At 60.0% G+C, this 26,623-nt stretch carries 26 protein-coding genes and 2 pseudogenes; 13 read left to right on the forward strand and 15 right to left on the reverse strand.

The window, feature by feature from the left end; genetic code table 11:
- Positions 1 to 25: 25 nt before the first annotated feature.
- Entirely contained in the window at positions 26 to 145 is a 120-nt protein-coding gene (locus tag ACZ5WW_RS19425) for an MFS transporter small subunit (protein WP_417715080.1), read from the reverse strand.
- Between the two features lie 8 nt (positions 146 to 153).
- Complete coding sequence (locus ACZ5WW_RS19430; protein ID WP_377169062.1) at positions 154 to 1,497, reverse strand: L-lactate MFS transporter; 1,344 nt, start codon at positions 1,495 to 1,497, stop codon at positions 154 to 156.
- Between the two features lie 143 nt (positions 1,498 to 1,640).
- Here ACZ5WW_RS19430 and ACZ5WW_RS19435 point away from each other — a divergent pair, with 143 nt between their 5' ends.
- The gene (locus ACZ5WW_RS19435; RefSeq protein ID WP_377169064.1) at positions 1,641 to 1,820 is read left to right on the forward strand and encodes a hypothetical protein; all 180 of its coding nucleotides are present in this window, start codon (positions 1,641 to 1,643) and stop codon (positions 1,818 to 1,820) included.
- Between the two features lie 69 nt (positions 1,821 to 1,889).
- On the opposite strand, the gene ACZ5WW_RS19440 is transcribed toward ACZ5WW_RS19435, so the two are convergent.
- The 5 genes and pseudogenes from ACZ5WW_RS19440 to ACZ5WW_RS19460 all read right to left on the reverse strand — a co-directional run.
- Positions 1,890 to 2,984 (reverse strand): type IV pilus twitching motility protein PilT, encoded by a 1,095-nt coding sequence (locus tag ACZ5WW_RS19440; protein ID WP_377169066.1) that lies wholly within the window; start codon positions 2,982 to 2,984, stop codon positions 1,890 to 1,892.
- 20 nt (positions 2,985 to 3,004) lie between these two features.
- Positions 3,005 to 4,057, reverse strand: coding sequence for a type IV pilus twitching motility protein PilT (locus tag ACZ5WW_RS19445; RefSeq protein WP_377169068.1), 1,053 nt, complete (start codon positions 4,055 to 4,057; stop codon positions 3,005 to 3,007).
- A gap of 58 nt (positions 4,058 to 4,115) precedes the next feature.
- Entirely contained in the window at positions 4,116 to 5,336 is a 1,221-nt protein-coding gene (locus ACZ5WW_RS19450) for an AGE family epimerase/isomerase (RefSeq protein WP_377169070.1), read from the reverse strand.
- Positions 5,333 to 6,244 carry an RluA family pseudouridine synthase gene (locus tag ACZ5WW_RS19455; protein WP_464694260.1) on the reverse strand — a complete coding sequence of 304 codons (912 nt, stop codon included), beginning with the start codon at positions 6,242 to 6,244 and terminating at the stop codon, positions 5,333 to 5,335. The genes ACZ5WW_RS19450 and ACZ5WW_RS19455 overlap by 4 nt, the downstream gene beginning before the upstream one ends.
- Before the next feature lie 48 nt (positions 6,245 to 6,292).
- Positions 6,293 to 7,126, reverse strand: a pseudogene (locus tag ACZ5WW_RS19460) (sulfurtransferase); the annotation flags it as partial.
- 131 nt (positions 7,127 to 7,257) lie between these two features.
- On the opposite strand from ACZ5WW_RS19460, the gene ACZ5WW_RS19465 reads away from it, so the two are divergent.
- The 11 genes and pseudogenes from ACZ5WW_RS19465 to ACZ5WW_RS19515 all read left to right on the forward strand — a co-directional run bounded on the left by ACZ5WW_RS19465 (position 7,258) and on the right by ACZ5WW_RS19515 (position 17,714).
- Entirely contained in the window at positions 7,258 to 8,433 is a 1,176-nt protein-coding gene (locus ACZ5WW_RS19465) for an outer membrane protein assembly factor BamB family protein (protein ID WP_377169074.1), read from the forward strand.
- A 100-nt stretch (positions 8,434 to 8,533) separates the two neighbouring features.
- The gene (locus ACZ5WW_RS19470; RefSeq protein ID WP_377169076.1) at positions 8,534 to 9,202 is read left to right on the forward strand and encodes a hypothetical protein; all 669 of its coding nucleotides are present in this window, start codon (positions 8,534 to 8,536) and stop codon (positions 9,200 to 9,202) included.
- Positions 9,199 to 10,467 (forward strand): MFS transporter, encoded by a 1,269-nt coding sequence (locus tag ACZ5WW_RS19475; RefSeq protein ID WP_377169078.1) that lies wholly within the window; start codon positions 9,199 to 9,201, stop codon positions 10,465 to 10,467. The genes ACZ5WW_RS19470 and ACZ5WW_RS19475 overlap by 4 nt, the downstream gene beginning before the upstream one ends.
- The gene (locus tag ACZ5WW_RS19480; protein ID WP_377169080.1) at positions 10,460 to 11,716 is read left to right on the forward strand and encodes a glycosyltransferase; all 1,257 of its coding nucleotides are present in this window, start codon (positions 10,460 to 10,462) and stop codon (positions 11,714 to 11,716) included. Before ACZ5WW_RS19475 ends, ACZ5WW_RS19480 begins: the two co-directional genes overlap by 8 nt.
- A complete protein-coding gene (locus ACZ5WW_RS19485; RefSeq protein WP_377169082.1) occupies positions 11,713 to 12,990 on the forward strand; it encodes a glycosyltransferase in 1,278 nt (425 codons plus the stop codon). Before ACZ5WW_RS19480 ends, ACZ5WW_RS19485 begins: the two co-directional genes overlap by 4 nt.
- Positions 12,983 to 13,354: pseudogene (locus ACZ5WW_RS19490) on the forward strand (glycosyltransferase); the annotation flags it as partial. The gene ACZ5WW_RS19485 and the pseudogene ACZ5WW_RS19490, both read left to right, overlap by 8 nt.
- 186 nt (positions 13,355 to 13,540) lie before the next feature.
- Entirely contained in the window at positions 13,541 to 14,248 is a 708-nt protein-coding gene (locus ACZ5WW_RS19495; protein ID WP_377169225.1) for a glycosyltransferase, read from the forward strand.
- 3 nt (positions 14,249 to 14,251) lie between these two features.
- Complete coding sequence (locus tag ACZ5WW_RS19500) at positions 14,252 to 15,526, forward strand: glycosyltransferase (RefSeq protein ID WP_377169084.1); 1,275 nt, start codon at positions 14,252 to 14,254, stop codon at positions 15,524 to 15,526.
- A complete protein-coding gene (locus ACZ5WW_RS19505) occupies positions 15,523 to 16,278 on the forward strand; it encodes a glycosyltransferase family 32 protein (protein ID WP_377169086.1) in 756 nt (251 codons plus the stop codon). Before ACZ5WW_RS19500 ends, ACZ5WW_RS19505 begins: the two co-directional genes overlap by 4 nt.
- 44 nt (positions 16,279 to 16,322) lie before the next feature.
- Complete coding sequence (locus tag ACZ5WW_RS19510) at positions 16,323 to 17,087, forward strand: glycosyltransferase family 32 protein (protein WP_377169088.1); 765 nt, start codon at positions 16,323 to 16,325, stop codon at positions 17,085 to 17,087.
- A gap of 39 nt (positions 17,088 to 17,126) precedes the next feature.
- A complete protein-coding gene (locus ACZ5WW_RS19515; protein WP_377169090.1) occupies positions 17,127 to 17,714 on the forward strand; it encodes a hypothetical protein in 588 nt (195 codons plus the stop codon).
- Here the strand turns inward: ACZ5WW_RS19515 and ACZ5WW_RS19520 are convergent.
- Entirely contained in the window at positions 17,704 to 18,441 is a 738-nt protein-coding gene (locus ACZ5WW_RS19520) for a YqjF family protein (protein WP_377169092.1), read from the reverse strand. The two genes, ACZ5WW_RS19515 and ACZ5WW_RS19520, sit on opposite strands and share 11 nt — an antisense overlap.
- A 57-nt stretch (positions 18,442 to 18,498) precedes the next feature.
- Between ACZ5WW_RS19520 and ACZ5WW_RS19525 the strand changes: the two genes are divergently transcribed.
- Positions 18,499 to 19,032, forward strand: coding sequence for a lipocalin family protein (locus ACZ5WW_RS19525; RefSeq protein WP_377169094.1), 534 nt, complete (start codon positions 18,499 to 18,501; stop codon positions 19,030 to 19,032).
- A gap of 54 nt (positions 19,033 to 19,086) precedes the next feature.
- Here the strand turns inward: ACZ5WW_RS19525 and ACZ5WW_RS19530 are convergent, their stop codons facing one another.
- The 7 genes from ACZ5WW_RS19530 to ACZ5WW_RS19560 form a co-directional block, all read right to left on the reverse strand.
- The gene (locus ACZ5WW_RS19530; protein ID WP_377169096.1) at positions 19,087 to 20,556 is read right to left on the reverse strand and encodes a DUF1501 domain-containing protein; all 1,470 of its coding nucleotides are present in this window, start codon (positions 20,554 to 20,556) and stop codon (positions 19,087 to 19,089) included.
- A 124-nt stretch (positions 20,557 to 20,680) separates the two neighbouring features.
- Complete coding sequence (locus tag ACZ5WW_RS19535; protein WP_377169098.1) at positions 20,681 to 21,463, reverse strand: sterol desaturase family protein; 783 nt, start codon at positions 21,461 to 21,463, stop codon at positions 20,681 to 20,683.
- Positions 21,460 to 21,693, reverse strand: a complete 234-nt coding sequence (locus ACZ5WW_RS19540; protein ID WP_377169100.1) for a hypothetical protein — start codon at positions 21,691 to 21,693, stop codon at positions 21,460 to 21,462. The genes ACZ5WW_RS19535 and ACZ5WW_RS19540 overlap by 4 nt, the downstream gene beginning before the upstream one ends.
- A 22-nt stretch (positions 21,694 to 21,715) precedes the next feature.
- Positions 21,716 to 22,249, reverse strand: coding sequence for a hypothetical protein (locus ACZ5WW_RS19545; RefSeq protein ID WP_377169102.1), 534 nt, complete (start codon positions 22,247 to 22,249; stop codon positions 21,716 to 21,718).
- Positions 22,246 to 22,479 carry a hypothetical protein gene (locus ACZ5WW_RS19550; RefSeq protein WP_377169104.1) on the reverse strand — a complete coding sequence of 78 codons (234 nt, stop codon included), beginning with the start codon at positions 22,477 to 22,479 and terminating at the stop codon, positions 22,246 to 22,248. The genes ACZ5WW_RS19545 and ACZ5WW_RS19550 overlap by 4 nt, the downstream gene beginning before the upstream one ends.
- A 10-nt stretch (positions 22,480 to 22,489) precedes the next feature.
- Positions 22,490 to 23,227 (reverse strand): hypothetical protein, encoded by a 738-nt coding sequence (locus ACZ5WW_RS19555; protein WP_377169106.1) that lies wholly within the window; start codon positions 23,225 to 23,227, stop codon positions 22,490 to 22,492.
- A gap of 67 nt (positions 23,228 to 23,294) precedes the next feature.
- Positions 23,295 to 26,555 carry a PSD1 and planctomycete cytochrome C domain-containing protein gene (locus ACZ5WW_RS19560; protein ID WP_377169108.1) on the reverse strand — a complete coding sequence of 1,087 codons (3,261 nt, stop codon included), beginning with the start codon at positions 26,553 to 26,555 and terminating at the stop codon, positions 23,295 to 23,297.
- Between the last annotated feature and the right edge of the window lie 68 nt (positions 26,556 to 26,623).

Raw genomic sequence — 26,623 nt, forward strand, 5'->3', positions numbered from 1 at the left:
GTGGCACATCAAAGCCACGCCCGCGCTACTTCGCAACTGCCGTGATGCCAAACAGGGGCAGTGATTTCTGCACGGACTGATACACGCCCCAGCCCAGCGGCAGGGTGATCCACGTCCAGGCGAGGAGAAGGGTGAGAGCTTTCATGGCGGGAGTCAGGCTTGGGCGTTTTCAGCGATGTGGTGCTTGGAATCGACAGGGCGGACAAGCAGGTTGGAGATCAGACCGACAACGAGCAGGCCCACCATGAGGTGAAAGATCGAGTTGTAGGCCTGTTCGGGAGGCATGATTTTTTTGTTGGCCACAGACAGGCGGTCCATGAGCTGCGGGCCGATGATCGCAGCCATGGACCAGGCGGTGATGAGCCGGCCATGGATCGCGCCTACCTGATAGCTGCCAAAGAGATCGCGCAAGTAGGCCGGGATGGTGGCAAAACCGCCGCCATACATCGTGAGGATCAGCCCGGTGGCGGCCACGAACAGCGTCACGCTGCCCTGGCCCTGGATCCACGGCACGCTGGCATACAGGGCGGCCCCCAGAATGAAGTAGATGCAGTAGATGCCCTTGCGCCCGATGAAGTCGGACATGGAAGACCAGAAAAACCGGCCGCCGAGATTGCAGAGCGAAAGCAGGCCGACGTATCCGGCCGCTGCGGCTGGCGTGACCTTGAACATATCCTGAATCATCGGCGAGGCCTGTCCGAGGATGCCGATGCCGGCGCTCACATTCATGCAGAGCACGACCCAGAGCGTCCAAAATTGAGGTGTCTTCCAGGCGGTGTCCACGGCGACATTGGCGGTCGTGACCAGTTTTGAAACATGCTCCTTGGGCACCCAGCCAGCGGGTTGCCAGCCTTCAGGCGGCACCCGTACGATCAAAGCCCCAAACAGCATCGAGATGGCATAAAGACCCGCCATCACCAGCAGCGTCTCACTGGCCCCGACGGATCTTGCAGTGGAAAAGTGCTTCATCAATTCCTCGGCCAGCGGCCCGCCGATAAGCGCACCGCCGCCGAATCCCATGATCGCCATGCCTGTGGCCATGCCGGGCCGGTCAGGGAACCATTTCATCAAGGTGGAAACCGGTGCAATGTAGCCGAGTCCCAGCCCAATGCCGCCGATCAATCCGTAGCCCGCATACAGCAGCCAGAGCTGATGCCAGCGCACGGCGAGTGAGGTGAGCACCAGACCGCTGCAAAAGCAGAGCATGCTGGCGAGCATGGTCTTGCGCGGGCCGCTGCGTTCCACCCACTTGCCGAAAAAAGCTGCCGAGAGCCCGAGCAGGGCGAGCGCGATCGAGTAGGCCACGCCGACATCGGCTTCGCTCCAATCGCCCGCACCGGGAGCGGTGATGCTCAGAGCCCTGGCGAGCGGCTTCTTGAAAACGCTGAACCCATACACCTGCCCGATGCACATGTGAACAGCGATGGCTGCGGGCGGTACTAGCCAGCGGCTGAATCCAGGGCTGGCGACGGTGGCTTCACGGGAGAGGAAAGACATGGTTTTGGGGAGTAGCAGGCCGCGGGTGGTTTTCTGGCAGATCGGGCAAGGAACGCTCAAAGATCGACAAGAAACGCCCTGTTTCATACGTTTCGAGCATTGGCCGGTCATTTCACCGGTCACACCCATACCCATACAAATCGATGAAAACACTGCTCACCATCTGCGCCCTCTCCTTCGCTTCGGCCGCCATGGCTGCCGACAAATGCCCCATCAGCGGCAAGCCTGCTGACCCCAGCATCACCAGCACCGGCAAAGACGGCAAAACCGTCGCTTTCTGCTGCGAGAAGTGCAAAGCCAAATTCGACGCCAAGAACAAGTAGTCCCCACGGCGCTGGCATGATCAGCGTTTAGAAAGCGGAACCGGGCGACTGGTTCCGCTTTTTTGTGCCTCAGCGCTTCCTGCCCTCACGCTCACGCATCTTGCGCTCATAGCCGGCGATCACGAAGTCCTTGTCGCGTGCTCGCAGCAGCGCGTCGTCGAGCGAAATGAAGCCATGAATCGCCAGATGGGTCACGCTGTCATCAATGGTATGCATGCCGTCGTTGGCTCCGATCTGGATCAGGCTGGGCAGCTGCTGGAGCCTCCGGGAGCGGATGCAGGAGGCGATGCCCTGGTTGTTGACCATGATTTCCGAAGCCATGACCCGTCCCTCCTGGTCAAGCCTGGAGAGCAGGTTCTGACAGATCACACCTTGCAGGCTGTGCGCGAGCTGAGAGGCGACGAAGTCCTGCTGATCTTCAGGAAAGGCATCCATCACACGCATGACGGTCGATGGTGCATCCTGCGTGTGCAGCGTGCTGATGACGAGGTGGCCGGTTTCAGCCGCTGTCAGGGCGGTGCTGATGGTTTCGAGATCCCGCAGCTCGCTGATGATGATCACATTCGCGTCCTGCCGCAGCGCGCTGCGCAGAGCCTGTGCAAAGGTGTGCGTGTCGCTGCCCACCTGACGCTGACGCACCAGGCTGCGCGAGTGCTTGAACACATACTCAATGGGGTCTTCGATGCTCACAATGTTGGCCTGCCGTTGCCGGGAAATGTGCTGCGTCATCGAGCTCAGCGTCGTTGTCTTGCCTGAGTTGCTGGTCCCGGTGACGAGGATCAGCCCGTCGCGCAGATTGCACAGGCTTTCCACCGTCGGCCCGTGCCCAAGATCACGCAGCTCGGGAATCTGCTCAGGGATGAAGCGAAACGAGGCCTCGACGCGGCCCAGCACGTAGCAGGCGTTGCCACGAAAGCGCCCCAGGTTTTCCACCTGAATGGCGAAGTCCAGCTCCCAGTCCTGCTCCAGTTTGGCGCGCTGGGTTTCCTTCAAAACTGCAAAGACGAGCTCTCGGATGTCTCCCGCTTCCAGAATCTCATCCGTCAGCGGCTGGAGCTGGCCATGGAGGCGGCCCGTGGGTGGGGCATCCACGCTGAGGTGCAAGTCCGAGCCGCCTTGGTTTGTGACCATGGCCAGGTATTCGATGAGGTCGTGAGAGCGCATGAGGATGAAAAAGGAGGGGCTCAGGAGATGCCGCGTGCCGCACGGCGAAATTCAGCCTCGTTGCCCACGGAGGCCACGGCTTCAGCTTCGGAGATGATGCCGTTTTGGTAAGCCGCCACGGTCGAGTGCAGGAATGTCCTCGTGCTGGGATCGCTGCCCCGGCTCATGTAGTCGGTGATGCCGGAAAGGTTCCGTTTTGCGATCCAATCACGCGCGGCACCACCGTTCTCCAGGTGCTCAGCCAGCATGAAAAGCTTGCCATGGACATTCTGAACGAGCTTCTGGCACAAAACTCCGACCAGCTGATGTGCCAGCAGGTGCAGCCCCATGCCGAGCTGCTCCGGCGGGAAGAGGTTCACAAAGCGCTCCATCGTTTCGGAGACGGTGGCGGAATGCATCGAGGCAAGCACAAGATGGCCCGTCTCACAGGCCTGGAGTGCGGTCAGGGCCGTTTCCTGGTCGCGAATTTCTCCCACAAAAATCACATCCGGCGCCTGCCGCATGGCGCTGCGCAGCCCACGGGCAAAAGTGGGCGTATCACGCCCGACCTCACGCTGGGTGAAGAGGCAGCGGTTGTTGGCAAAGATGTACTCCACCGGATCTTCGATCGTTATCACATGCCTTGCGATGTTTTCATTCATCCACTGCAGCAGCGCCGCCAGGGTGGTCGATTTGCCCTGTCCTGTGGCGCCGGTGACGAGGATCATGCCGTTTTGCTTCTGAGCCCAGCGCTGCAGCAGCCAGTCCGGCGCACCCAATGTGTGCAGGGCAGGGATGTCCGTGCGGATGCGGCGCAGCACGGCCGCCATGCGGCCCAGCACTTTGTGCAGGTTCACACGGAAGCGCACATGAGTGCGTGACACCAGGCCGGAGTCACGATCCGTGTCATTGAGCGTGTCTCCGCCGCAGGCCTGCCAGAGCCCGGCCATCTGAGGCAGCAGCAGCGGTTCGTCGCCGAAAATCATGAGCTGCTCGGCTATCTTCATGCGCGGCACCTCGCCTTCCTGCAGGAAAATGTCACTCGCCTGGTGGTCTTCGGCGGCTTGGAGTATCTCGTCGATGGTAATGGCCATGGTGGTTAGCAAGCTAGCGGGCGCCGCTCAGGTGCTCAACCCTCCTCTCAGGCTTTTGTTACAGGGAATCTGACGGAATGCCGTGTTCTTCCAGCAGCTGCCCGCAGTACCACAGCATGCGCGGCAGATGGAACGGGCCCTTCCACATGCTGCCCTTCAGCAGCGAGGAGGGGCTGCCATCACGATGGAGGTAGCCAAACCACTCGCCGTGGGCCGCATCGGGAAAGTGTGCAAAACTCCAGTCATGCACCTGCTGGTGCCACGTGGCGTACTTGGCATCCCCGGTGATGTGCCAGGCCAGATGCGTGGCGATGATGGCCTCGTTGTGCGGCCACCAGAATTTCATGTCGTGCCAGTATTCCTGCACCGGTTTCCCCAGCACATCGCGGAAATAGAAAATGCCGCCGTGCTCTTCGTCCCAGCCGCGTTTCCACATGCAGTCGAGGATTTCCAGCCCAAGCTTGATGTAGCTCTTTTCCCCCCACCAGCGGCCCTCATGCAGGATGAACCACGCACACTCCAGCGCATGCCCCGGGTTCAGGGTTCGGCCGTCGAAGTGGTCGATGAGCGCGCCATCCGGTGAAACGACCTCCATCAGGGCCCCGATGTCTGGTTTAAAGAAGAACTGCTGAATCTCCAAAATAAAGCGGTCCACCCACTCCGTGCAGCTATGTCCTGAAATCTTCACATCACCGAGGTTGGCGCGCAGTTCCTGCGCCGTGGCAATGCCGATCATCAAGGCCCCGATGCCCATCATCGGCCGCGTGTTCGGCTCGATCTTCGGGTGCATCAAACCTTTCTCGAAGGAGTATTTCAAATAGGTGGCGAAATCTCTCCTGGCCCTTTCTGCGTAGCCCTCATCGCCCGTGGCCTTGGCATAGGCTGCATGGGCAATGGCTGCAAAGGCCTCGCTGAATACATAGCGCCGCATGCGCAGCGGTCTGCCTTCGCGGGTGACGGTGAAGAACAGTTTTCCATCCGTGGAGTAGCCATGCTTCTCCAGAAACGCCAGGCACGATCCCGCCGCCTCGATCCAGTCACTGCGCTTCTCCACGGTGTTGTACAATGTGGAAAGCGTCCAGGCCGCACGGCCCTGGAACCAGATGCTCTTGTCCGTGTCCAGGATGGATCCATCGCGATCCAGCGAGGTGATGATGCCGTCAAACTCACGGTCCATGCCGTGCTTCATCCAGAAGGGCATCACGTCCTTGAGCAACGTGTCTCGGTAGAGCGCCTTCAGGTTCTGGCGATAAAGAGGGTCGGCAAGAGTGAGGTTCATTTTGCCCATTCTGGCGGCTCTGCTTCAAACGTCACGCGTTCCTTCGTCAAAGGATGCGTGAAGGTGATGCGCAGGGCATGCAGGCAGAGCGGGGGATCTCCCACGGCCAGGGTCTGCGTCTCGCCGACTTCGCCATCGGCCAGATACGCGGCATCGCCGAGAATCGGGAAGCCGAGATGCCAGAGATGGATGCGAATTTGATTCGTTCGTCCGGTGAGCGGGCGGGCCTCAAGGAGTGCGGTGCCATCGGCATCGCGCCGCAGCACGCGGAACTCTGTCCTGGCCTCCTGTCCTTCGGCATCAACGGAGCGGCCACCCAGTTTGCCGGCTTCATCACTGATGGGCGCATCACAGGTGAAGGCATCCTGTGGCGGGTGTCCTTTCACGCGGGCAAGATAAAGCTTCTCGACCTCTCCACGCTCAAACTGTGGCTGCACAAAGCTGGCGAAGTGGCGTGTCTTGCACAGCACGGTCACGCCCGTTGTACTGGCGTCGAGGCGATGCACGCTGCGCGGCTTCAGCGGATGCCAGACGGTGTTGAGGATGAACTGCAGCGTGTTGCGGTTGAACCTGCCGCCCACATGCACCGGCAGCGGGGCGGGTTTGTTGAGGACGATGATGGCCTCATCTTCAAACAGCACGCGGATGTCCGCATTCACATCCGGTTCGCGCTGGGCAGGCTTCAGGTGCAGGTAGCGCTCCCCGGCGCGCACGATTTGGTGAGCCGGCACGATCACGCGCTCATCCGTCACCATGCGTCCTTCTTCACAGACCGCGAGCCATTGCTCGCGCGGGATGTGCGGCATCACGTGGCAGAGGCAGTCCAGAATGGTGGCGTGATCACAGGCCTCCGGTACATTCAGCGGCCGCGTTTGATCATAGGGCACACTGCCCGGCAGCGGCGTCACCGCCTGGAGGATCGCCGCATGGCGCTGCGCCAGATTCTCGCGCTGCTGCTCCTCGGAGGTTTTAAAGCAGTACGGGCAGGAGACATGCTCCACATAGCGGGGGTCGGCCTGCTCTTCCGCTGTGAGCGGAGTCTGGCAGGCAAAGCACTGCGAGGAGGCGGTCTCATGCAGGCCGGGATCGACGCCCACACGCTGGTCGAAGACAAAGCACTCGCCGTCGTAATGCGCGCTGCCGCATTCCTCAAAGTACTTCAGAATGCCGCCCTCAAGCTGCCACACATGCTCAAAGCCCTCGCGCTCCATGAAGGGCGCGGCTTTCTCACAGCGGATGCCGCCGGTGCAGAAAGACACGATCTCCGCCTTCTTCATCTCCGGTGGCAGGCGGCGCACCGCCTCGGGGAATTCGCGGAAGGAATCGACACCCGCCACGACGGCGCCTTTGAAGGTGCCCAGTTTCACTTCGTAGTCATTGCGTGTGTCATACAGAATGACCGGGCGGCCTTCATCCAGCCACTGCTTCAGCACCTTGGGCTCAAGGCGTGGCGAGGTGTACTTTGCCGGTTCGATGCCTTCGACACCGAAGGCGATGATCTCCTTCTTGATGCGCACCAGCATGCGGCGGAACGGCTGTTCCGTGCTCTCGCTGTATTTGGGCTTCAGTCCTTCCAGCCCTGGAATGGCGCGCAGTTCATCCATAAGAGCATCCACATTCTCCCGCACGCCTGCCACAAACATGTTGATGCCTTCCGTGCTCAGCAAAATGGTTCCCTTGAGTCCCAGCTCTTTGCAGCGTTCCAGGAGGCGGGCACGCATGTCCTTCAATCCGGAAAGGTCGGCGAACTGATAGCAGGAGATGTTGGTGATCGTGGCGGTGGCTGGCATGGGCAGGTGAAAAAGCACAAGAACAGGCGGACGGCGAGTGCAAACCGCACTGGCAGCGCAGGAATGGAACACTGCGGCGCAATCGAGATCAAGCTTGCCATTTCAGGCCGTTCCCGCTCCATTCTGGGGGTATGAAATCCACGCTCCTTCTCCTTCTTGCCACCACAGCCCTGCAAGCCGCTGACTGGCCGGTCTGGCGCGGCCCCAATCATGACGGTATCTCAAGTGAGAAACTGGCGGGGACGGCGGTCAAAAAGGTCTGGGAGGCACAGATTGGCATCGGCTTTGCCTCTTTCACCGTGGCTGCCGGTCGCGTTTACACCACAGGGCATGCGGACGGCAAGGACACGGTCTTCTGCTTTGACGCCACCACTGGCAAGGAAGTCTGGAAGCACGCCTACGCCGCCGACCTCGGGGATAAGTATTATGAAGGCGGCACCTCCGCCACGCCGACGATTGAAGATGGCAAGGCATACCATCTGAGCCGCTGGGGCGACCTGATTTGTTTTGATGCCGCCACGGGCAAGGTCGTGTGGCAGAAAAACATCCAGAAGGAAACCGAGGCTGACATCCCGGACTGGGGTTTCGCAGGCTCGCCGCTGGTCGCTGGCAAGCTCCTCATAGTGAACGTTGGCAAAGCCGGCACTGCCGTTGACAAAGCCACGGGGAAGACCGTGTGGACCAGCGACAAGGCCAGCTCCGGCTACTGCACGCCGTATCCCATCACAGTGAATGGCAAGTCGCAGGTCGTGCTGAGTTCCGGCCGCGCCTACAAAGGTGTCGACCCCAGCAACGGCAGCGTGCTGTGGGAGCACACTTGGTCCACCAGCTACGGCGTGAATGCGGCAGATCCTATCCTCAGCGGCACGCAGCTCTTCATCTCCTCCGGCTACAACAAAGGCTGCGCCTTGCTCGATCTCGCCTCCGCCGAACCCAAGGAGATCTGGCGAAGCCGGGTGATGAAAAACCAATTCAACTCCAGCGTGCTGATTGACGGTCATCTGTATGGCAGCGATGGCGATTCAGACAAATCCGCCAGCCTGAAGTGCATCGATTTTGCCACGGGCACGGAGAAGTGGAGCGCCGCCGATGTCGGCTTCTGTTCTCTCATGGCAGCCGATGGCAAGCTCATCATCATGACCGCCAAAGGCGAGCTCATCATCGCCAAGGCCAGCGCCACTAAGTTTGAGCCCATCTCCCGCACCCCGGTGCTCACCGGCCGTTGCTGGAGCGCTCCGGTGCTTGCCAACGGGCACATCTACGTGCGCAACGCCGCCGGTGACATGGTCTGCCTGAGCGTGCAGTAGGCCTGACGCGCCTGATGGCGGCGGGTCATGCATTTTCTCAATGCAAGCTCACAGACGGTCGATTGGTCAGACTGGGCCGATGGTTGGATGCTCCTGATGCATGAACAGCAACACTCCATCCGCCCACGCCATCCCGCTCTGGCTCAAGCTTGCCTACACTGCCTTCATGGCGGTTTTGATTCCCGTTTACTGGTATCACTACGGCCCGACGAACTTCCTCTATTTCTGCGACATCGCCCTTGTCTTCACGCTGTTCGGGATATGGCGGGAAAGTCCGCTGCTCCTCTCCTTGCCAGCGGTGGGAATCCTGATGCCTCAGGCGTTGTGGTGCGTGGACTTTGCCGCACAGCTCTGCGGTTTCAAGATGACGGGAATGACGGCCTACATGGTTGATGAGACCAAGCCTTTGTTTCTGCGCAGCCTGTCTCTCTTCCACGGCTGGCTGCCCTTTCTGCTGGCCTGGCTCGTGTTCAGGCTGGGCTATGACAGGCGTGCCCTCAAAGGCTGGACGGTGGTGGCCTCGGCCTCGTGCCTCGTGGCCTATTTTTGGATGCCGAAGGCCGGTGCCATTCTTTCCGACCCCAATCTGCCGCGTAATGTGAACTACGTTTTCGGTATGGACGACGCGCACCCCCAGACTTGGATGAGCCCCGAACTTTATCTCGTCACATGGCTTGCGCTGCTCATCTTCGTGGTCTTTGTGCCGACACACTTTGTTCTGAAGAAAATCTGTCCCACGCCCGAACAAGCCGCCGCCAAACGCGCATGAATGCTTCTTCCCCTCCAACTCTTCAATCCAGCTGGCAGCGCGGCTTCTGGAGCCTGATGGGCACTCAGTTTCAAGGAGCCTTCTCTGACAACGTGCTCAAGTGGCTGGTCATCTATCTGGTGATCGCTCAGAAGCTGCCCAAGGAGCAGCTCGACGCGCTCGTGTCGGATTCGGGCATGTACTTCGCCATTCCCTTCCTGCTGCTCTCCATGTTTGGCGGCTGGATGGCAGACCGCTTCAGCAAACGGCATGTGATGATAGGCGTGAAGATCATGGAGATCGGCATCATGATCTTCGCCACCTATGCGCTGGCTTCCGGTAGGATGGGGCTGCAACTCTTGAGCATCTGCCTCATGGGAGTTCACAGTGCCTTCTTTGCGGCATCCAAGTACGGTTCGCTGCCTGAAGTGGTGCCTCCTGCAAAGCTTTCGTGGGCCAATGGCGTGATCGAGATGCTCACCTTCCTCGCGGCCATCTTCGGCACCCTGGCCGCCGCCTGGCTGGCGGAGAGCTTTGCTGGCAGGCCGGCGTGGTCGGGCGGCATTCTGCTGGCCCTCGCTTTTGCTGGCTGGCTCATGAGCCTGGGCATCACGCGCGTGCCTGCCGCGAGCCCTGACAAACCGCTGCGCATCAACTTCCTGGGTGACCTGTGGCGTGAATTCAAATGGATGCGCAAGGACCGCGATCTGTGGCGGGCGAATCTCGGCAACACGGGCTTCTTTTTCATCGCCGTGCTCATTCAGATGAACCTGGTTCTCTATGCGGAGCAGGTGCTGCACATCAAGCCTATGGAAAACAGCGCCTTGCAGGTCGCGCTTGCCGTCGGCATGGCGGCGGGCAGCTTGCTCGCGGGAAAATTGAGCGGGGATCATGTGGAGTATGGTCTCATTCCGCTTGGGGCCTTCCTCATGGCGAGCATGGGTTTCGCGCTCGGGCTGACCGACATTTCCAAATCGGCATTCACTGTCTGCCTCACCCTGCTGGGCATCGGCGGTGGCATGTTCATTGTGCCGCTTGCTGCCGTGCTGCAGCACCGGCCGCCGGCAGACCGCAAAGGCTCGGTGCAGGGAGCGGCCTCGTGGCTGTCGTGGGTGGGCATCAGTGCCGCCGCTTTGCTGCAAAAGGAGCTGAACATCCGCCTTGGCTGGACGCCCGGGGACATTTTCTGGTTCTGTGGAGCCAGTGCGGTGGTCGGAGGCATCTATGTGACAATGTCGCGTCCGCAGGCCCTGCCTGCGTTGCTCAAACGCTGGACGCATGGCTGAGATTCTTTTGCTTCCCTTCGGCAGTGCCGGCGATGTGTTTCCCTTCATCTGGCTGGGAAGGCAGCTCACGGCGCGCGGACACCGCGTGAGAATGATTACGGCATGTCTGTTTGAAGAGCAGGCGCGCAAAGTCGGCATTGAGTTCATTTCTCTCGGAGAAAGAGATGAGTTCGAGGCCATGATCCGAGACCCCCGCATCTGGAAGTCCGGCATCGGCACCAAGGTCGTGTTTGAGTTCGCCGCCAAATCCGTCGAGCCTTATCTCGCGGCCATCGAGAGCTGCGGAAAAGTTGATCTGATGCTGGCTCCCGTCACCGCATTTGCCGGGCGCTTGGCTCGTGAGAAGCATGGCATCCCGTTGATCACTGTGCATTTGCAGCCCGCCGTTTTTTTGAGCGTGCATGAGACACCGCTGCTGCATCCGCTCATGCGCCTCTTCAACAAGCTGCCTGCGGGTTTCAAAAAGCTGATCTTCTCACTGCCGAATCCTGTCGATCTCTTCGCGCTGCCCAAAGTGCGCCGCATCTGTGCGGCGAATGGCGTCAAACCGCCGCGCAGTCTGTGGCGTGAGTGGTGGGACTCACCGGATGGCGTGCTCGCCTTGTTTCCCGCATGGTTCGCAGCGCCGCAGCCAGACTGGCCGGCCAATCTGCTGCAATGGACCTTTCCACTCGAAGACCTCGCCAGGGAGCAGACGCTGCAGCCGGAGTTGCAGGCGTTTCTCGCACACGGAGAGCCCCCGGTCATCTTCACCCCGGGCAGTGCGAATGTGCAGGCATCACGCTTTTTTGCTGTCGCTGCGGAAGCCGTCGAGCGAATCGGCTGCCGTGCAGTCTTTGTCACGCGCGAGCCTAAGCAGGTGCCGCCCAATTTGCCATCCAGTATTCTCACGGTCGAATACGCGCCTTTCAGCACGCTGCTGAAGCATGCCGCGGTGTTTGTGCATCACGGCGGCATCGGCACGATGTCCCAAGGTTTTGCCGCCGGTGTGCCGCAGCTCATCATGGCGATGGCCCATGATCAGCCCGACAACGCGGACCGTCTGGAACGCCTCGGCGCTGGCAGGGGGCTCAACGTGCGGCAGTTCACGCCTGAGCGTGTGGCGCATGAGCTGAAACACCTTCTGGAGGGCATTGAAATTCGTCAGGCTGCGCTAGAATGCGCGGCGAAATTGCGGCAGATGCCTTCTCACGAGGTGCTTTTTGCCTGGATCCAATCACGCATGAAGCCCTGCCACCCCATCTCATGAGCCATGTCCTGCTGCTGCCGTTTGGCACTTCCGGCAGCATTTTTCCATTCATCTGGCTGGGCAGGTTGCTGATGCGGAGAGGGCACCGCGTGACAATGATCACGGCACGTCTTCACGAGCAGCATGCCGTCAGCGCAGGGCTGAATTTTGCGGCTGTCGGCAATGATGCGCTGGAGCAGATGCTGAGCGATCCGCACTTATGGCGGGCAGGGCATGGCTCCAAAGTGGCCTACCAGCACGCCGGGCGCGCCACGGGCGATTATGTGGAGGCGGTGGAGGCGTTCATTGCCAGGGAGGGCATGCCTGATCTGATGCTGGCTCCCATGATCTGCTTTGGTGCCAGGCTGATGCGGGAAAAGCGCGGCATCCCGCTGGTCAGCGTGCATCTCTACCCCATGATGTTTGTTAGCGCGTATGATGTGCCGCTCGTCATTCCGTTGGTTCGCTGGGTGAGAAGACTGCCCGTATGGGTGCGCAAGGCCATCCTGGCGTTCCCGAACCCGCTCGATGTTTTTGCCTTGTTCTCCGTGTGGCGGAGTTGCGCCAAAAACGGTGTCACCAAGCCGTGGAGCTTGTGGAAGCAGTGGTGGCACTCTCCTGACGGAGTTCTGGCCCTGTTTCCGGCGTGGTTTGCACAGCCTCAGCCGGACTGGCCGCAAAATCTGCTGCAGTGGAATTTTCCGATGGAAGACATGGCGGCAGAGCGTCCGCTGGACCCCGAACTGAAAGCGTTTTTGGATGCCGGGGCGGCCCCCGTGGTCTTCACGCCCGGCACCGGACACCACCACGCCAGGCAGTTTTTTGAAACCGCGCTCGCCCTGAAAGAAAAACTCGGCTGCCGCGCTGTGTTTTTGACTCCTCAAACGACGCAGGTGCCTGCTGACCTGCCTGCGGGTATCTTCGTCGCTTCCTATGCTCCGTTCAGCGCGGTGCTGCCGCACGCCAGCGCGTTTGTGCATCATGGTGGCATTGGCACCATTGCGCAAAGTCTGGCGGCAGGTGTGCCGCAGCTCGTGGTGGAGATGGCGCTGGATCAGCATGACAACGCGGAACGCGTGGCGCGCCTCGGCGTGGGCTTGAGCATCCCTGTGAGCCGTTTTTCAGTCGAACGTGCGCTGCCCTTGCTGCAGCGCTGCCTGTCGGACCCGCACATGCGGGAAAAGGCGCGCCAGCTGGCCCCCCGGAACGACGTCGCCAGAGATACAGAAGCAGTGGTCGCATGGATTGAGCAGAGAATCATGTCCGGAGGAAAGAATAAAAAATTGCATGAGTAAAATTTTCCTTCTTCCCCATGGCACTGCGGGTGATGTGCTGCCTTATATTTGGCTTGGCCGGCAGTTGATCCGGCGGGGGCACAGCGTCACGATGATCTGGGTGGAATCCTTCCAGCCAGCCGCCGAAAGGGCGGGCATTCATTATGTGCCGATGCCCGGTGCTGGATTTGAGAAACTCCTTCGGAATCCCGACTTATGGTTGCCCCACAGGGGATTGCAGGCGGGTTTTGCGTACGCGGGAGAGTGCATGGAAGAGTACATCAAGGCATTCACCACCTCTGTGGCGCATGACGGGATGCCCGCCCTTCTGGTCGCGCCTCACATCAATTTTGCGGCACGTTTTTTGCGTGAAAAACACGGGTTGCCCCTGATTTCGGTGGTGCTGTATCCCCCCGCTTTCATCAGCGCGCATGAGATATGCGGTGGCATGCTGTGCGCGGGGCTGATGAGAATGCTGCCGGTCTTCGTGCGTAAGATCATCCTTGGATTGGTGATGCCATATGACCGTTTTGCCATGCCTCACGTGCGTCGAAACTGCCACGAAAATGGCGTGCCCCCACCCCGCAATCTCCAGCGCCACTGGTGGCTTTCTCCCGATGGCGTTCTGGCCCTGTTTCCTGGTTGGTATGGAAAGGCACAGCCCGACTGGCCTGTGAACACTCTGCAATGGGACTTCCCGCTTGAAGACCTCGCAGAAGAAAGATCCATGTCGCCTGAACTCGTCGCCTTTCTCGCGGCGGGAGAAAAGCCGGTGGTCTTCACGCCCGGCACCGGGAACCTGCACGCCCGTGAGTTCTTTGAAACCGCGCTGGAGCTCTGCACACGCCTTGGCTGCCGCGCTGTCTTTGTGACTCGTGAGCTCGGGCAGGTGCCCGGCCGTCTGCCTGACACCGTTCTTGCCGTGAAGTATGCGCCCTTCAGCACATTGCTCCAGCACGCCAGCGTCTTTGTGCACCATGGTGGCATAGGCACCACTGCCCAAGGCTTCAAGGCCGGCGTGCCGCAGTTCATCGTCTTCATGGGCTTCGACCAGCCGGACAACGCGGAACGTCTGGAGCGCATGGGGGCTGGGGTGGGGCTGGACATTCGAAAATTCGACTGCAGACGGGCGCTGCCTCTCCTGAGGAAATGCCTGGAAGACGCGGCCATGCGTCAAAAAGCCGCCGACTGCACGAAGCGGCTCATGAAAAACCGCCCATCAACCAGCGCACTCATGGAATGGCTGGAGCAGCGCATGCAGCCCTCCAATTATTCCTAACCGATGAGCAAACGAATCCTTCTCATGCCTCACGGCACGGCCGGGGATGTGCTGCCCTTCATCTGGTTGGGCCGCCAGATGAAACAGCGGGGGCATGAGGTGACCATGCTTTGGGTGGACATGTATCGCGATGCTGCGACACGCGCAGGGATCGACTTTGTCTCCATCAAGGACGGAGGAGAGTTTCAGAGGATGTCGCACGAGTCTGCCTTGTGGTCAGGGGCGCAGTCCATGCGGCAAGGGCACGCCTATGCAGACCGGTGTACCGCCGCCTGCCTGCAGGCCTACGCAGAGGAGGTGGCACCACGCGGCAGGCCAGATCTAATCCTCGGGCCGATGATCTCCTTCGCGGCGCGGTTGCTGCGGGAGAGGCATGGCATTCCGTTTGTTTCCACCAACATCCAGCCTGCTCCATTCATCAGCGCCTACGATCTGCCCGCCGGACTGCCCTGGGTGCGCGTGCTGAGAAAGCTCCCGGTCTTTCTGCGCAAACTGATACTCGCGGCGGCATCCGGCGATTTCCAGCCCATGCCGGTGCTCAGGCAATGCTGCCTTGATCAGGGGGTGCGACCTCCGCGCAGCCTGCGGAAAGACTGGTACCACTCACCCGATGGAGTCCTGGCGCTGTTCCCGTCCTGGTTCGGAAAACCCCAGCCTGACTGGCCAGCCAACACCTTCCAGTGGGATTTCCCTCTCGAAGATCTGGCTGAGGAATCTCCCCTGTCCGCAGATTTTATCGCTTTCCTGGAGGCGCCAGGCAAAAAGCTGCTTTTCACTCTTGGCAGTGCCGGCGGTGGTTCGCGGCATGCAGCAGGGTTTTTCAGGGCGGCCCTGGAGTGTGCCTTGCAGCTCGACTGTCAGGCGGTTTTCATCTGCGGTGAGCCTGCGCATTTCCCCCCGTCCTTGCCTCCTTCTGTCCATGTGGCCAGCTATGCTCCTTACTCAAGGTTGCTCAAATTCATGGATGTCGCGGTCCACGCAGGAGGCGTCGGTACCGTATCCCAGTTTCTTGCCGCAGGAGTTCCGCAGATCGTCGCCTGCTCAGTTTTTGACCAGCCGGACAATGCGGAGCGAGTCGTGAAAACCGGTGCTGGATTCGCGCTGCCTCTGGCCTCGTTTTCTTCCGCACGGGCCATCCCGCTTTTGCGTCGTTGTCTGACGGACAAGTCTGTCCGCTCGAGTGCCTCCGAATGCCGCCGGCGATTTCTTGAACGTCCTCCCGCTGCCCTCTTGTTGAAATGGCTGGAGAGCCGCATGCAGCCTGTCCTCACACCATGATCCCACGCATCATTCATCAGTCCTGGAAGACAAGGGAGGTGCCAGCCTCCATGCGCGAGTTTCAGGAATCCTGGCTGCAGCACCATCCTGGCTGGGAGTATAGGCTGTGGACTGATGAAGACAATGATCGTCTGATCCGTGAGCACTATCCGCAGTTTGAGGAGACCTTTCATCGCTTCACGCCGTCAATCATCAAGATCGACTTTATCCGTCTCGCATACATGCACAGGTTCGGCGGCATTTACGCGGACATGGATTTTGAAGCGCTTCGTTCTCTGGAACCTCTGGTGGCGGACGGCCGCATCATCGTGGGGCGCGAAAATGGCGGCATCGGCATCCCCATGTGCGGGCGGCCTTTCATCATCAATGCCTTCATTGCCTCGCCAGCTGGGCATCCTTTGTTGCTGGAAATCATGCAGGCGACGGTTGATCGGTTCCGCCCAAGGCGGCGCTTCGAACCGCATGCTTTCCACGTCATTCGCATGGGCATTAAGATCTTCGATGAGCGGATCGAGGCCTATGCATGCGATCATGATGACATCACCATCCACTCGCATGTTCCTTTCTACCCGGCGCCTCCGTCGATGAGGTTTAAGGACGAGCGCCGTGAACTGGCATCCAGGTTGAACTCGTATGCCATTCATCATTATGCCAATACCTGGGTGGGCTGGCACATCCGTTTGATCAATCTGGTTGAAGCGACCAAGCAGTTGTGGAATCGCCGCCGGAGGCGGGGCCGTAAATCCTCATGATCTGGTTGTAATCCCCAAGCGTCGTTTTGACATAATTGATCCTAATGATCCCGCGCATCATTCACCAGACATGGAACACGCCGGAAATACCAGGCAACCTCCGCGAGTTTCAGCATTCATGGCGGGCACATCACCCCGGCTTTGAATACCGCCTGTGGACTGAAGCTGACAACCTTGGCCTGATTCAGCAGCACTATCCGGAGTTCACCGGGTATTTCACCAAGCTGACCCCTTACATCTTGAAGATGGATTTCATTCGTGCCGTCTACATGCATCATCAAGGCGGCATCTATTCAGACCTGGATGTTGAGGTGATCAAGCCGTTCGATCCGCTGTTGAGTGGTTCGAACATCATGTCCGGTCGGGAATTCAACGGCATCGGGCGGCGGATGCGTGGCAGTGACTTTATCTGCAGTGCGCTGATCGCCTCGCCCGCAGGTCACCCGGTCTGGCTGGAAATCATGCATAGGATGGCATCAGGCTACCGCATGAAGAAAAGGCTGGAGCCCTGCTCCTCCTACACGATCGAAATGGGCATGCGGATGTGCAGTGAGGCGCTGGAGGAACGCAGCCGGTCTGTCGGAGACGTCACCATTCATGCTCACGAGCTCTTTTTTCCAGCGGCGCCGACGGAGCGCCTCATTGAGAACCGTCGCAGGCGGGCTGCTGAGCTCGGTTCCTACGCCATTCATCATTACGAGGCTTCATGGATTTCTCCATTGTCCAGGCTGATCTATGCGGTCATGCGTCTGCACCAGCGCTGGGAATCGCGCCGTGTGCTTCGCGGCCATCTCACAACGATCAAATAACGGCTTGATTTGCGACCCGGTTGTCGGCGTATTCCCAGCATGAACCGAATCCTCGCCTGCCTGCTGCTGTTCACCGCCTTTCTTCATGCCGATGAGTTTGATCCCAAGGACAACACGATTGTCCTCGGCAAGCGCGTGGGCCTGATCAAACCGGGCATGACCTCCACGGACATCGAGCGTGCTTATGGCAAGGGCAGCCTCAAGCAGCAAAAGATCCCCGGCGCGGAAGGCGAGGAAATCGATGGCGCGAAGTTGTTTGCGGGTACGGATCGTGAGCTGGAAATCGTGTGGGACCCGGACAACGACAAGAAGCAGGTCGTCTTCGACATCCGCGTCATGGGCAAGGCCTGGAAGTTCGAAAACGGTCTCAAGTCGGGCATGACCGTTGAAGAAGTGGAGAAGATCAACGGCAAGCCCTTCAAGATCGCCGGATTTGAATGGGACTACGGTGGCTACGCAAACTTCGAAGGCGGTAAACTGGAGGGGAAGGTGAGCATCCGCTTCAGCCCCACCACGGAAAACATTCCGGAGTATCTCAGCGGCGACAAACAGCTCTCCTCCACCGACAAAAAGCTGCGTGCCGCCAAGCCTCTGGTGGATGAAGGCATCTCGGTGTTCATGAAGTAAGCGGATACACCGCCACATCAACACCTGACGAGCCAATAATGTGATCTGGCGGGCGCCGTGGGTCCGTGAAACCTGCCTGCAGCAGCGGCTTCGCATCCCATGCCTCCAGACTTGCCTCTGCAAGCGCGTAAGGCGTGTGGTGCACCTGCCCGCAACGGATGCCACGCGGTGTCTGCGCGAACAGCAGGTAGCGCTCGGCGAGGAAAAAGGCGAGCGATCCAGGCTCTGCGATCTGAGATTCTGCGGCGATCCGATAGCGAAAATGTGACGCGGCCGGTTCACCACCTCGCTGACAGCGGTAGTCGATGCAGCCGTCTCTCACCTGTGCGCTCATTCGTGCATTCTGATAGGGCAGGTGGAAGAAGGTGCGCGCAGTCCAGACTGCGAGCCGCTGATTGCAGTCCAGCGAGTAAAACCACACGCCGGGCCGGCCCTGCTCATCGTGCACATAGGTGCGCACATTGAGTTCAAGGAAATCGCTGATGCCGCGCACCGGCGGGCAGAAGCGCGGGCGAATGCCGCACATGTAGAATGGCACAATGGCCAGCCACGCATCGCCTTGAAACGTGTCCACAAACAGCCCGGGCGGCAGCGTGCTCTGAATCTCCGCCGCATCCCAGCGCCAGTGCAGGAAGAGCAGGCTTTCCCAGCGCTGAGACATCACGTGCGCACGCGTCGGGCGCTCACGGAAGGCGAGACGGGATTCGAGCGTGGGGGCGGCTGGCATGCCGGGATGATACGATTGAATTCGCACCCAGGCACCGCTCGGATTCGTTCATCTGTCATGCGCTACCGATTTTTGAGCCTCGGCTTTCTGCTGCTTTCCTCGCTTAGCCTCGTCTCCTGCTCCTCCATGAAGCCTGCTCCACTGCGAACCGTTCCTCACGTCGATCTGCAGCGCTACGTGGGCGACTGGTTTGTCTTTGCGAACATCCCGTATTCCTTGGAAAAGGGCAAGGTGGGCACGCTGGACCGCTACGCCATGCGTCCGGATGGCAGGATGGACAATATCTTCCTGTTCCGGCGCGGCAGCCTCGACGCGCCGCTGGAGCAGTGGAAGGGCGTGGCCTGGGTTCACAACAAAGCCACCAATGCCGAGTGGCGCGTGCAGTTCGTCTGGCCGCTGCGGGTGCCTTATCTCATCATCGACCTCGACCCAGACTACCAGTGGAGCGTGATCGGCTACCCCAGCCGCAAACTGGCCTGGGTGCTCAGCCGCAGGCCGGTGCTCGATGACGCCACCTATCGCGGCATTCTGGAGCGCATGGCGAAACAGGGCTACGACACACGCCTGCTGGCCAAGGTGCCGCAGAAGTAAGAGTAAACAAAAAAGAGGCAGAGCTTTCGCCCTGCCTCTTTGGTAAGGATTCGATCAGGCAAACAGCTTCGTCACCGGCTTGGCCTTCACCAGCTCACGCGGCTGGTTGAGATGATTGTAAACAATCGTCTCCGGGTCGATGCCGACGGCGTGGTAGATGGTGGCGAGGAGCTCGGTCGGATGCACCGCATCTTCCGCAGGGGCGGAGCCGGTGGCGTCAGACTTGCCGTGGACGTAGCCACGCTTGATGCCGGCACCACCGACAACGGCGGTGTAGCAGTACGGCCAGTGGTCACGGCCATCCGCGCTGTTGCCATTGCCGCTGGTGGACACACCCTTCTCGGGGCTGCGGCCAAATTCGCCAAGGGCCACGACGATGGTCTCGTCCAGCAGGCCGCTGGCATCCAGGTCTTCAAACAGCGCGCTGAGACCCTGGTCCAGCATCGGGCCGGACTTGTTCTTCATGCGCTCGGTCAGGCCCACGTGATGGTCCCAGGAGTGGTTGTCGGAGTTCGCGACCTTGGGCCAGATCACTTCCACCACGCGCGTGCCTGCTTCCAGCAGACGGCGGGCCAGCAGGCAGCTTTGACCAAAGGTGTTGCGGCCGTAGCGGTCCCGCAGCTTGTCAGGCTCACGATCGAGCGCGAAGGCATCGCGGGCACGTCCGCTGGAGATCAGGTTCAGCGCCTGGCTGTAGTAGCTGTCCAGGCTCATGTCTTTCACGGCAGCCTCGATCTGCGGCATCTGGTCATTGATGGCGTCGCGCAGCTTGGCTCGGCGCTCCAGGCGCACGCTGAAGAGATCCGGGCGGAGCTGAAGATCGTCGATCTTGATCCGGTCCATCTTGCCCATGTCGAGGTCATCGCCATCGGGGAAGAGCGTGTAGGGATCGTAGGCCTTGCCCAGGAAGCCGGCACCGCCGCCTTTGCCGACCACGTTGGACTCCTGCAGAGGCCGGGGAAGCTGCACAAAGGGGAGCATCGGCTCCTGCAGCGGCTTCAGGCGCACGATGTTGCTGCCAAAGTTCGGGAAGTCCTTCGCGTTCGGCGGCTCAAGCTGGCCGGAGGGACTGACCTTGTCCGTTGTGTAACCGGTCATGATCTGGTAGATCGCAGCCGTGTGGTTGAAAAGACCATTCGGCGTGTAGCTCATCGAATTGATCATGGTGAACTTGTCGTTCACCTTCGCGAGCCCTGGCAGGATCTCGGTGAAGTGCTTGCCGGGGACCTTGGTCGGGATCGTCTTGAAGGCGCTGCGCACCTTGTCCGGCACGTTTTCCTTCGGGTCCCACAGGTCCAGGTGGCTGGGGCCGCCCTGGAGGTAGATCATGAGCACGTGCTTCGCCTTGCCCCAGCCCGCACGGCCTGCGTTCGGAGAATTCGCCGCCATGGCCTGGCCACGCAGCACATTGTTGAGCGTGAGGCCCATCATGGATCCTCCGCCCACACGCAGGATGTCACGGCGTGAGAAGCCGAGGTTTTTGTCGCAAAGGTCTTTGCCGGGGACGCCAGGAATGCGGAACATGGTGTGCTAAGGGTTGAGATGAGAGGTCAATATCGGGGGCATGTACGACAAGGAAGGGCTGATCTTGCCATTTTGGGGGTAGATCGTCATGGCTGGGCAGGAAACTCCATGCCAGGGGAGGGGATCATGCTTTTTCTCGCTTCCTGCGGCGAAACGGATGCCAGAGCTGCCCCAGGTAGTGTTTGGAAATGGGCTCGTGAATGCCGAATGCCTCGGGCTCGTGAGCAGGACAGCGGTAAGTGCCAAAGAGGATGTCCATCAGCGGGGATATGTTCGCGTAGTTCCCCGCATCGCGTGCCTTGTCGTGGTGCCAGTGGTGCAACGCGGGCGCTCCCAGGATCATGCCCAGCGGCCCGATGGGCAGGCGCACATTCGAATGGATGAAGATGGCCCACAGCCCGCGAAAAGCCAGGAACCCGGCCAGCGTCTCCAACGGAAAGCCGAGCATGAACGCTGGCAGATTGATGACGCCCACCGTGTAAATCGTATCCAGCGGATGCTCCCGGTGCGCCGCCAGCCAGTCCAGATGCTCCGCACTGTGATGGATCGAATGAAAGCGCCACAGAAACGGCACCGTGTGCTGCAGCCGATGCGCCCAGTAAATGAGGATGTCACTCAGCACCACCATCTCCACCGCCTGCAGCCACCAAGACTGCTCCGCCACCCCCGCCCGAAAATGTGCAGGCACAATGCCATCCAGCCAGCTACGGAAGTGATTCAACGTCCAGAACACCAGCCCGCTCCAGAGCAGGTACTGCCCCAGCAGAAAACACAGGTCCGTCCAGAAAGCCGGGCGGAAAAACTTCTGTCCCTCACGTGCAGGAAAGAGTGCTTCCAAGGGGCGGAACAGCAACACGAGGAAAAGCAGGCTCACGCCGGTGGAGAGGATGAGGGCTGGCAGGTTCATGGCTTTTGCATTGGAGGTGCCAAAGTATCGGCTGCCACGGTGTTTGATTTCACCTTGCGGGTTGAAAACACGGGCTGGGTCAGAGCCTTGGAGCTGGGAAACATCAACTTCTCCTCCGTTTGAGGAGACGCCATTTGACCTCTGGATTGTGAATGGACCACATAGACCGTCAGCAGCGTTAGGGATGAAACCAGCACCGCGAGGCGGACGAGTTTTGACGGGGGTTTCATGGCCGATGGAAATACCCTGTTATTAAAAACTGCAGAACCTCATGGAGGTGTTCCAGTACAGTGCGCCGTGTTCCTGCAATAGCTCTGGCGTGAATGCCGTGGAGCGTATGACGCTTGGCACTGGCAGGTGCTTTCTCCAGAAGGACTCCCACAGCTTGTCCTCGTAATAGGAGTAATGAAGCCAGAAGTTTCCCTGAACAGGTTCATTGGGTCGTTCAGTAATCAGCAGACCTTCCGTTGTGAGCAGTTCAGCGAAGGCTTGATTCCACATTCCCGGCATGTGAGTGAGATCTGTGAGTTTAGCGTCAAGAGTCAGTCGTTCCTGGAAGGGACGAAGTTCCTCACCTGTCAGCCAGACGGGATGTGAAAAGAGCAACTGAGGCACCGGCGCAGCGAGCCGGCGGACGTCATCCGTTCCTGACTCAACCCAGCGCTCGACATCAATGCTGTTCACGGTGTCTGCAGTCATCGCTTCCAACGGCCGCGCATGACCCGTCAGCAGCGCAAATGCAGATGCCAGCAGGGAGGAGCGAAGGCATTGGGCCGTCCTGTTCATGGCTTCCCTGGCGGCAGCAGCGGCTTGTCAGTCTGCAAAGCACCTGAGGTGATCGAGGTGCCGCCGGTGAACGATTTGCTGCCAGGCATGAGTATTGGACCGCTTTTGGAACCTGGCATCATGGCCGGATTGGCCTGCTTGTGGGCGAACCACGCGCAGCCAATCAGCAGCCCCAACGAAGAGCAGACGGCGGCACAACGCAGGCAGAAACGAGCACGCGGCGATTTCATGAAGAACAGGCTACCTCGAAGCTGGGAGAGGTGTCGAGAACATTTCGTCCAGCTCGGGCGGGGACCATCTGAAGAAGAGCGCTGTCCATCTGTTTCCAAAACCAAACGAGTCATCGCTTGTACGATGAAGGCTGAATTCAAACAGCCTGAGATCTTCACCATAGACGGACAGACGTTTGGGGATGTTGAGATGGAAAGGGTTGCCATCTAGATGCATGTCGGAGAATGCAATTGAGCCGATGGATGCAGGTGCGCGGATGTTTCCCGGCCATGAAAACGCGTTGCGATTTTTTTGCACCGGTTTCAGCCCTGAAAATTCTGCCAAGCCACACCAAGGCAAAGGTGCCGCCAATTGCAACCTAGCCCAAGATGGTCCGCTTCGTGCAACAGCATAAACAGGCTGGTTGTTTGGAGGTGGTATGAGCGCTTCTGTCGTGAGCAATCCGAGGTGCCATTTTCCCTCGGAAATGTTGGGATCCACAACCTTGAATGCCGCTATAACGCTCAGAGGCCCGTCGTTTGGTTCCAGTTTTACCAGATCCGCTTCAGCCGCTGGAAATCGGCTGCCAATAGAAAGCAGCTGCGGAACAGGAAGGGGGTGCCGTCCCACTTCAATCAGCCACCACTCCGACCAATGCTGAATCTGACTTTCAATCGCTAGTTTTGCTTGTGCAAAGGCAGAGCGCCCACACCCCACAGTGAATGCCAGTGCAGCCGCCATTGCGAGAACGCGGAAAACGAATCTCATGGCCCGATGCTACTGCGCCTGCAGAGAGACTGTCGAGCTTTTTGGCGTGACACCTAAAACTCCCAACTCAATCCTCAAACATGAACTCGTTGCTCATGAGCAGCACCTGAGCGAGCTGGCTGAGGGCGCTTTGGGGCCTGGCGCGGCCGAAGGGCCAGCGGCTGGAGTCGCAGAAGTCGTTTTTGAGGTTGGTCAGCGTTTCGCCGTTGTCGGCGCGGCTGATGGTGGGCTGCCAGTCAAAGCTGTCGCTGTCGGTGCCGCCTTCGTTGTGGATGATGAAGCAGAGGATGTCGCCGCGTTTCACCTCGGTGGTGAGCTGCACGGGGACCTTCTTGTTCTGCGGGTTGCAGAGCTGCTCGGCCAGGATGCCGGTGCGCATGTTGTAGATCCAGCCGCGCACACCGTCACCACGGTCGCTGCTGCGGCTGAGCGTGCTGTCGATGGAGACCTTCATATCAGCGGGCGCATGCCAGCGGGCGGTGACGATGTAACCATTGGGCGCGGCGTGGCCGCCGTAGTTCGCCCAGAAGACATGGCCCCAGGTGGAATCAGGGATTTTGGGAGCAGGGCTCCAAAGTCGCTGCCCCCCATTGCCGCGCTCGGTCAGGTGTGTGAAGGCCTGGAAGTCGGTGAAGGCGGGCTTGCCATCGGGGGTGCGTTCAAACTTCATCGTGCCGTAGCTCCAACGGAAGGGCTTCTCGGCATTGAGGGCAGTCGCATCGGCGGCGAAGCGCTGGGCCAGTTCCACCTCATCCGGCTTCGGATCGCGGGAGAGCACGCGGTGGTACATCGCGCGGATGGCTTCGGAATCGAGCGTGGTGCCGGTCAGCGGTGTGGCTTTGGCGATGGCGTCCGCACGGGCGCGCATGAAGGGGCTGTTCATGAGGAACAACGCCTGCTGCGGGACGGTGGTGTTGAAGCGCTGCGGGCTGTGACCGTCCGGATTGGCGAAGTCAAACATGGCTGGCACGCTGGCTTGGTCGTAACGGTCCACCTTGAGGTAGAGGGTGCGCAGGGTGTCGGCGTCCTGGGCGTTGAGCTCCACAGCGCGGCCGCCTAGCTTGGTGGTGTTGAGCTCACCCGTGGCGGCAAGAATCGCGTCGCGCATGGTTTCATAATCCAGACGCTGGCGGTTAAACCGGCTCAGCAGGTCGTTCTCTGCATCCTTGGTGGCTTTTTCCGGCGTGGCATGGCTGCTCTGCTGGAAGGTGCGGGAGGTGAGGATAAGCGTGTGCAGCTTCTTCAGGCTCCAGCCATTTTCCATGAAGGTGGCGGCCAGATAGTCGAGCAGTTCTGCCTGCACGGGTTTCGGCGTCTGGACACCGAAATCACTGGTTTGCGAGACGAGCGGCTTGCCGAAGTGCTGCAACCACACGCGGTTCACAATGACGCGCGCAGTGAGTGGATTGTCCTTGCTGGCGATGTGTTTGGCCAGCTCCAGGCGGCCGCTGCCGTCCGTGAATTTCTCGCCGCCGAACATCGTCAGCCAGGCTCGCGGCGCGGGATCTCCCTGACGCCCGGGATTGCCACGGATGAAGACGCGCACATCCTGGGGCTTGGGCTTGTCCACCATCACCATGGCGCGCGGAGGTGTGCCTGGATGCGTGCTGTCCAGCTTGGTGCGCTCGTTGTTAAGCCGCACCACAGTCTCGCTGTCTTTGCGGGTGAAAAACACCTCGGCTCCCTCCACCGGCACGGACATGGGGGAGAGCTTGTCCTGCATGAGCTGGCGCACGGGCTCCACCTTGCTGTCGAGGATGATGCGTGCGTAGGACAGGGCAACGTCCTTCATGGACTTCGGCGGCGTCTGTGCAAACGCGGCGGCCACCTCAGGCGTGCAGCCGCTTTCAGGTTTTACCAGTTCCTGGACAATGGCGGGGGATTTTGCCGCGAATTCAGCCTCAGCCAGCTTGGCAAAGCGGCTCCAGGCCACCATGGCGGCGTGCGGTTTGGCGGTCAGCGCATAGCGTTTCAGAAAATCGCGCCACTGGTTGGCCACGCGGTCGCGCAGCTTCATCTGGCCGGCTTTTCCTTTGAAGATCGTGCTGTCCTTGATGTCCACCGTCTCCTGCGCAAAGGCGAGATACTCGGCCAGACGCTCCGGCTTGCGGAATTCCTCATAGACGGTGCGTTTGAAATCGAGCTCCTTCTTGGCGATCTCGGCCACCTTGGCTTCGTAGTCCTTGGCGTCGTTTTCATTGGCCGCCTTGCCGATGATGGGCATGGCGGTGTCATCCGGCTCGTCGCTGCTGTTGAGGATGCTGTACATCGCATAGTAGTCACGGCTCGGGATCGGATCGAATTTGTGATCGTGGCAGCGGGCGCAGGCCACGGTAAGACCCAGCAGGCCACGGCCGATGACATCGATGCGGTCATCCGCGATCAGCAGGCGGTCATTGATGAAACGTTCTCCCACGTTGTAGAAGCCCAGCGCAGCAAGGTCCGGAGAGTTGGGCGTGCCAGCGGTGATGCGGTCCGCCGCGAGCTGGTAGCTCACAAACTTGTCGTAGGGCATGTCGTCGTTGAACGCCTTTACGATCCAGTCACGGTAGGTGTAGGCGTAGGGGTAGTAGTTGCTGCGGCCAGCCACCTGGTAGCCGTTGGTGTCAGCGTAGCGCACCACATCCATCCAGAAGCGCGCCCAGCGCTCGCCGTAGGCGGGCTTGGAAAGCAGTTCGGAAATCAGCTTTTGAGGATCCTGCTTTTTCTGCAGCTCTTCGTAGGTGGGCGGCAGGCCGGTGAGGGTGAGGTGGAGCCGGCGCGTGAGAGTGGCGGCATCGGCAGGCGGGGCAAAGTCGAACCCGGCGGCCTTGAGCTTGGAACCGACGAAGGCGTCGATGGGATTGCCGTTGAAGCCAGCCGGCAGGGCGGGTTTCTGCACCGGCTTGTAGGCCCAGTGCTGCATGGGGTCGGCCTTGGCGTGGGCGGCAGGCGCGGCCTCGGTGGGCCACGGCAGGCCCATGCTGATCCACTTTTCCAGCGCGGCGATCTGCGGTGCGGGCAGTTTATCGCCCTTTTTCGGCATCGCTTCCACACCTGCGATGTGGTTGACTGCCTTGATCAGCTTGCTGGCGCTAGGATTTCCAGGCTCCACGACCTTGCCGTAATCGCTGCCATGAATGACGGCAGCTCGTGAATCGAGCCGAAGGCCGTTCTGGTGCTTGCTGGCACCATGGCAGTCGTAACAGCGTTCTGCCAGCACGGGGCGGACGTTTTTCTCAAAAAACTCGATCTGGTCCGCAGGGAACGATTCGGCGGCGGATGCGACCGAACTGGCGACGGCAAGGCCGCCCAAAACGAGAGAGGGAAACTGGAAACGCGGGGTCATGTGGGGGTTTGGAGGGAGATTCTACATCACTTCCCACCAAAAACCAAACGCGCAGCGAACCTGCCACC

Source organism: Prosthecobacter fluviatilis (assembly GCF_055388355.1).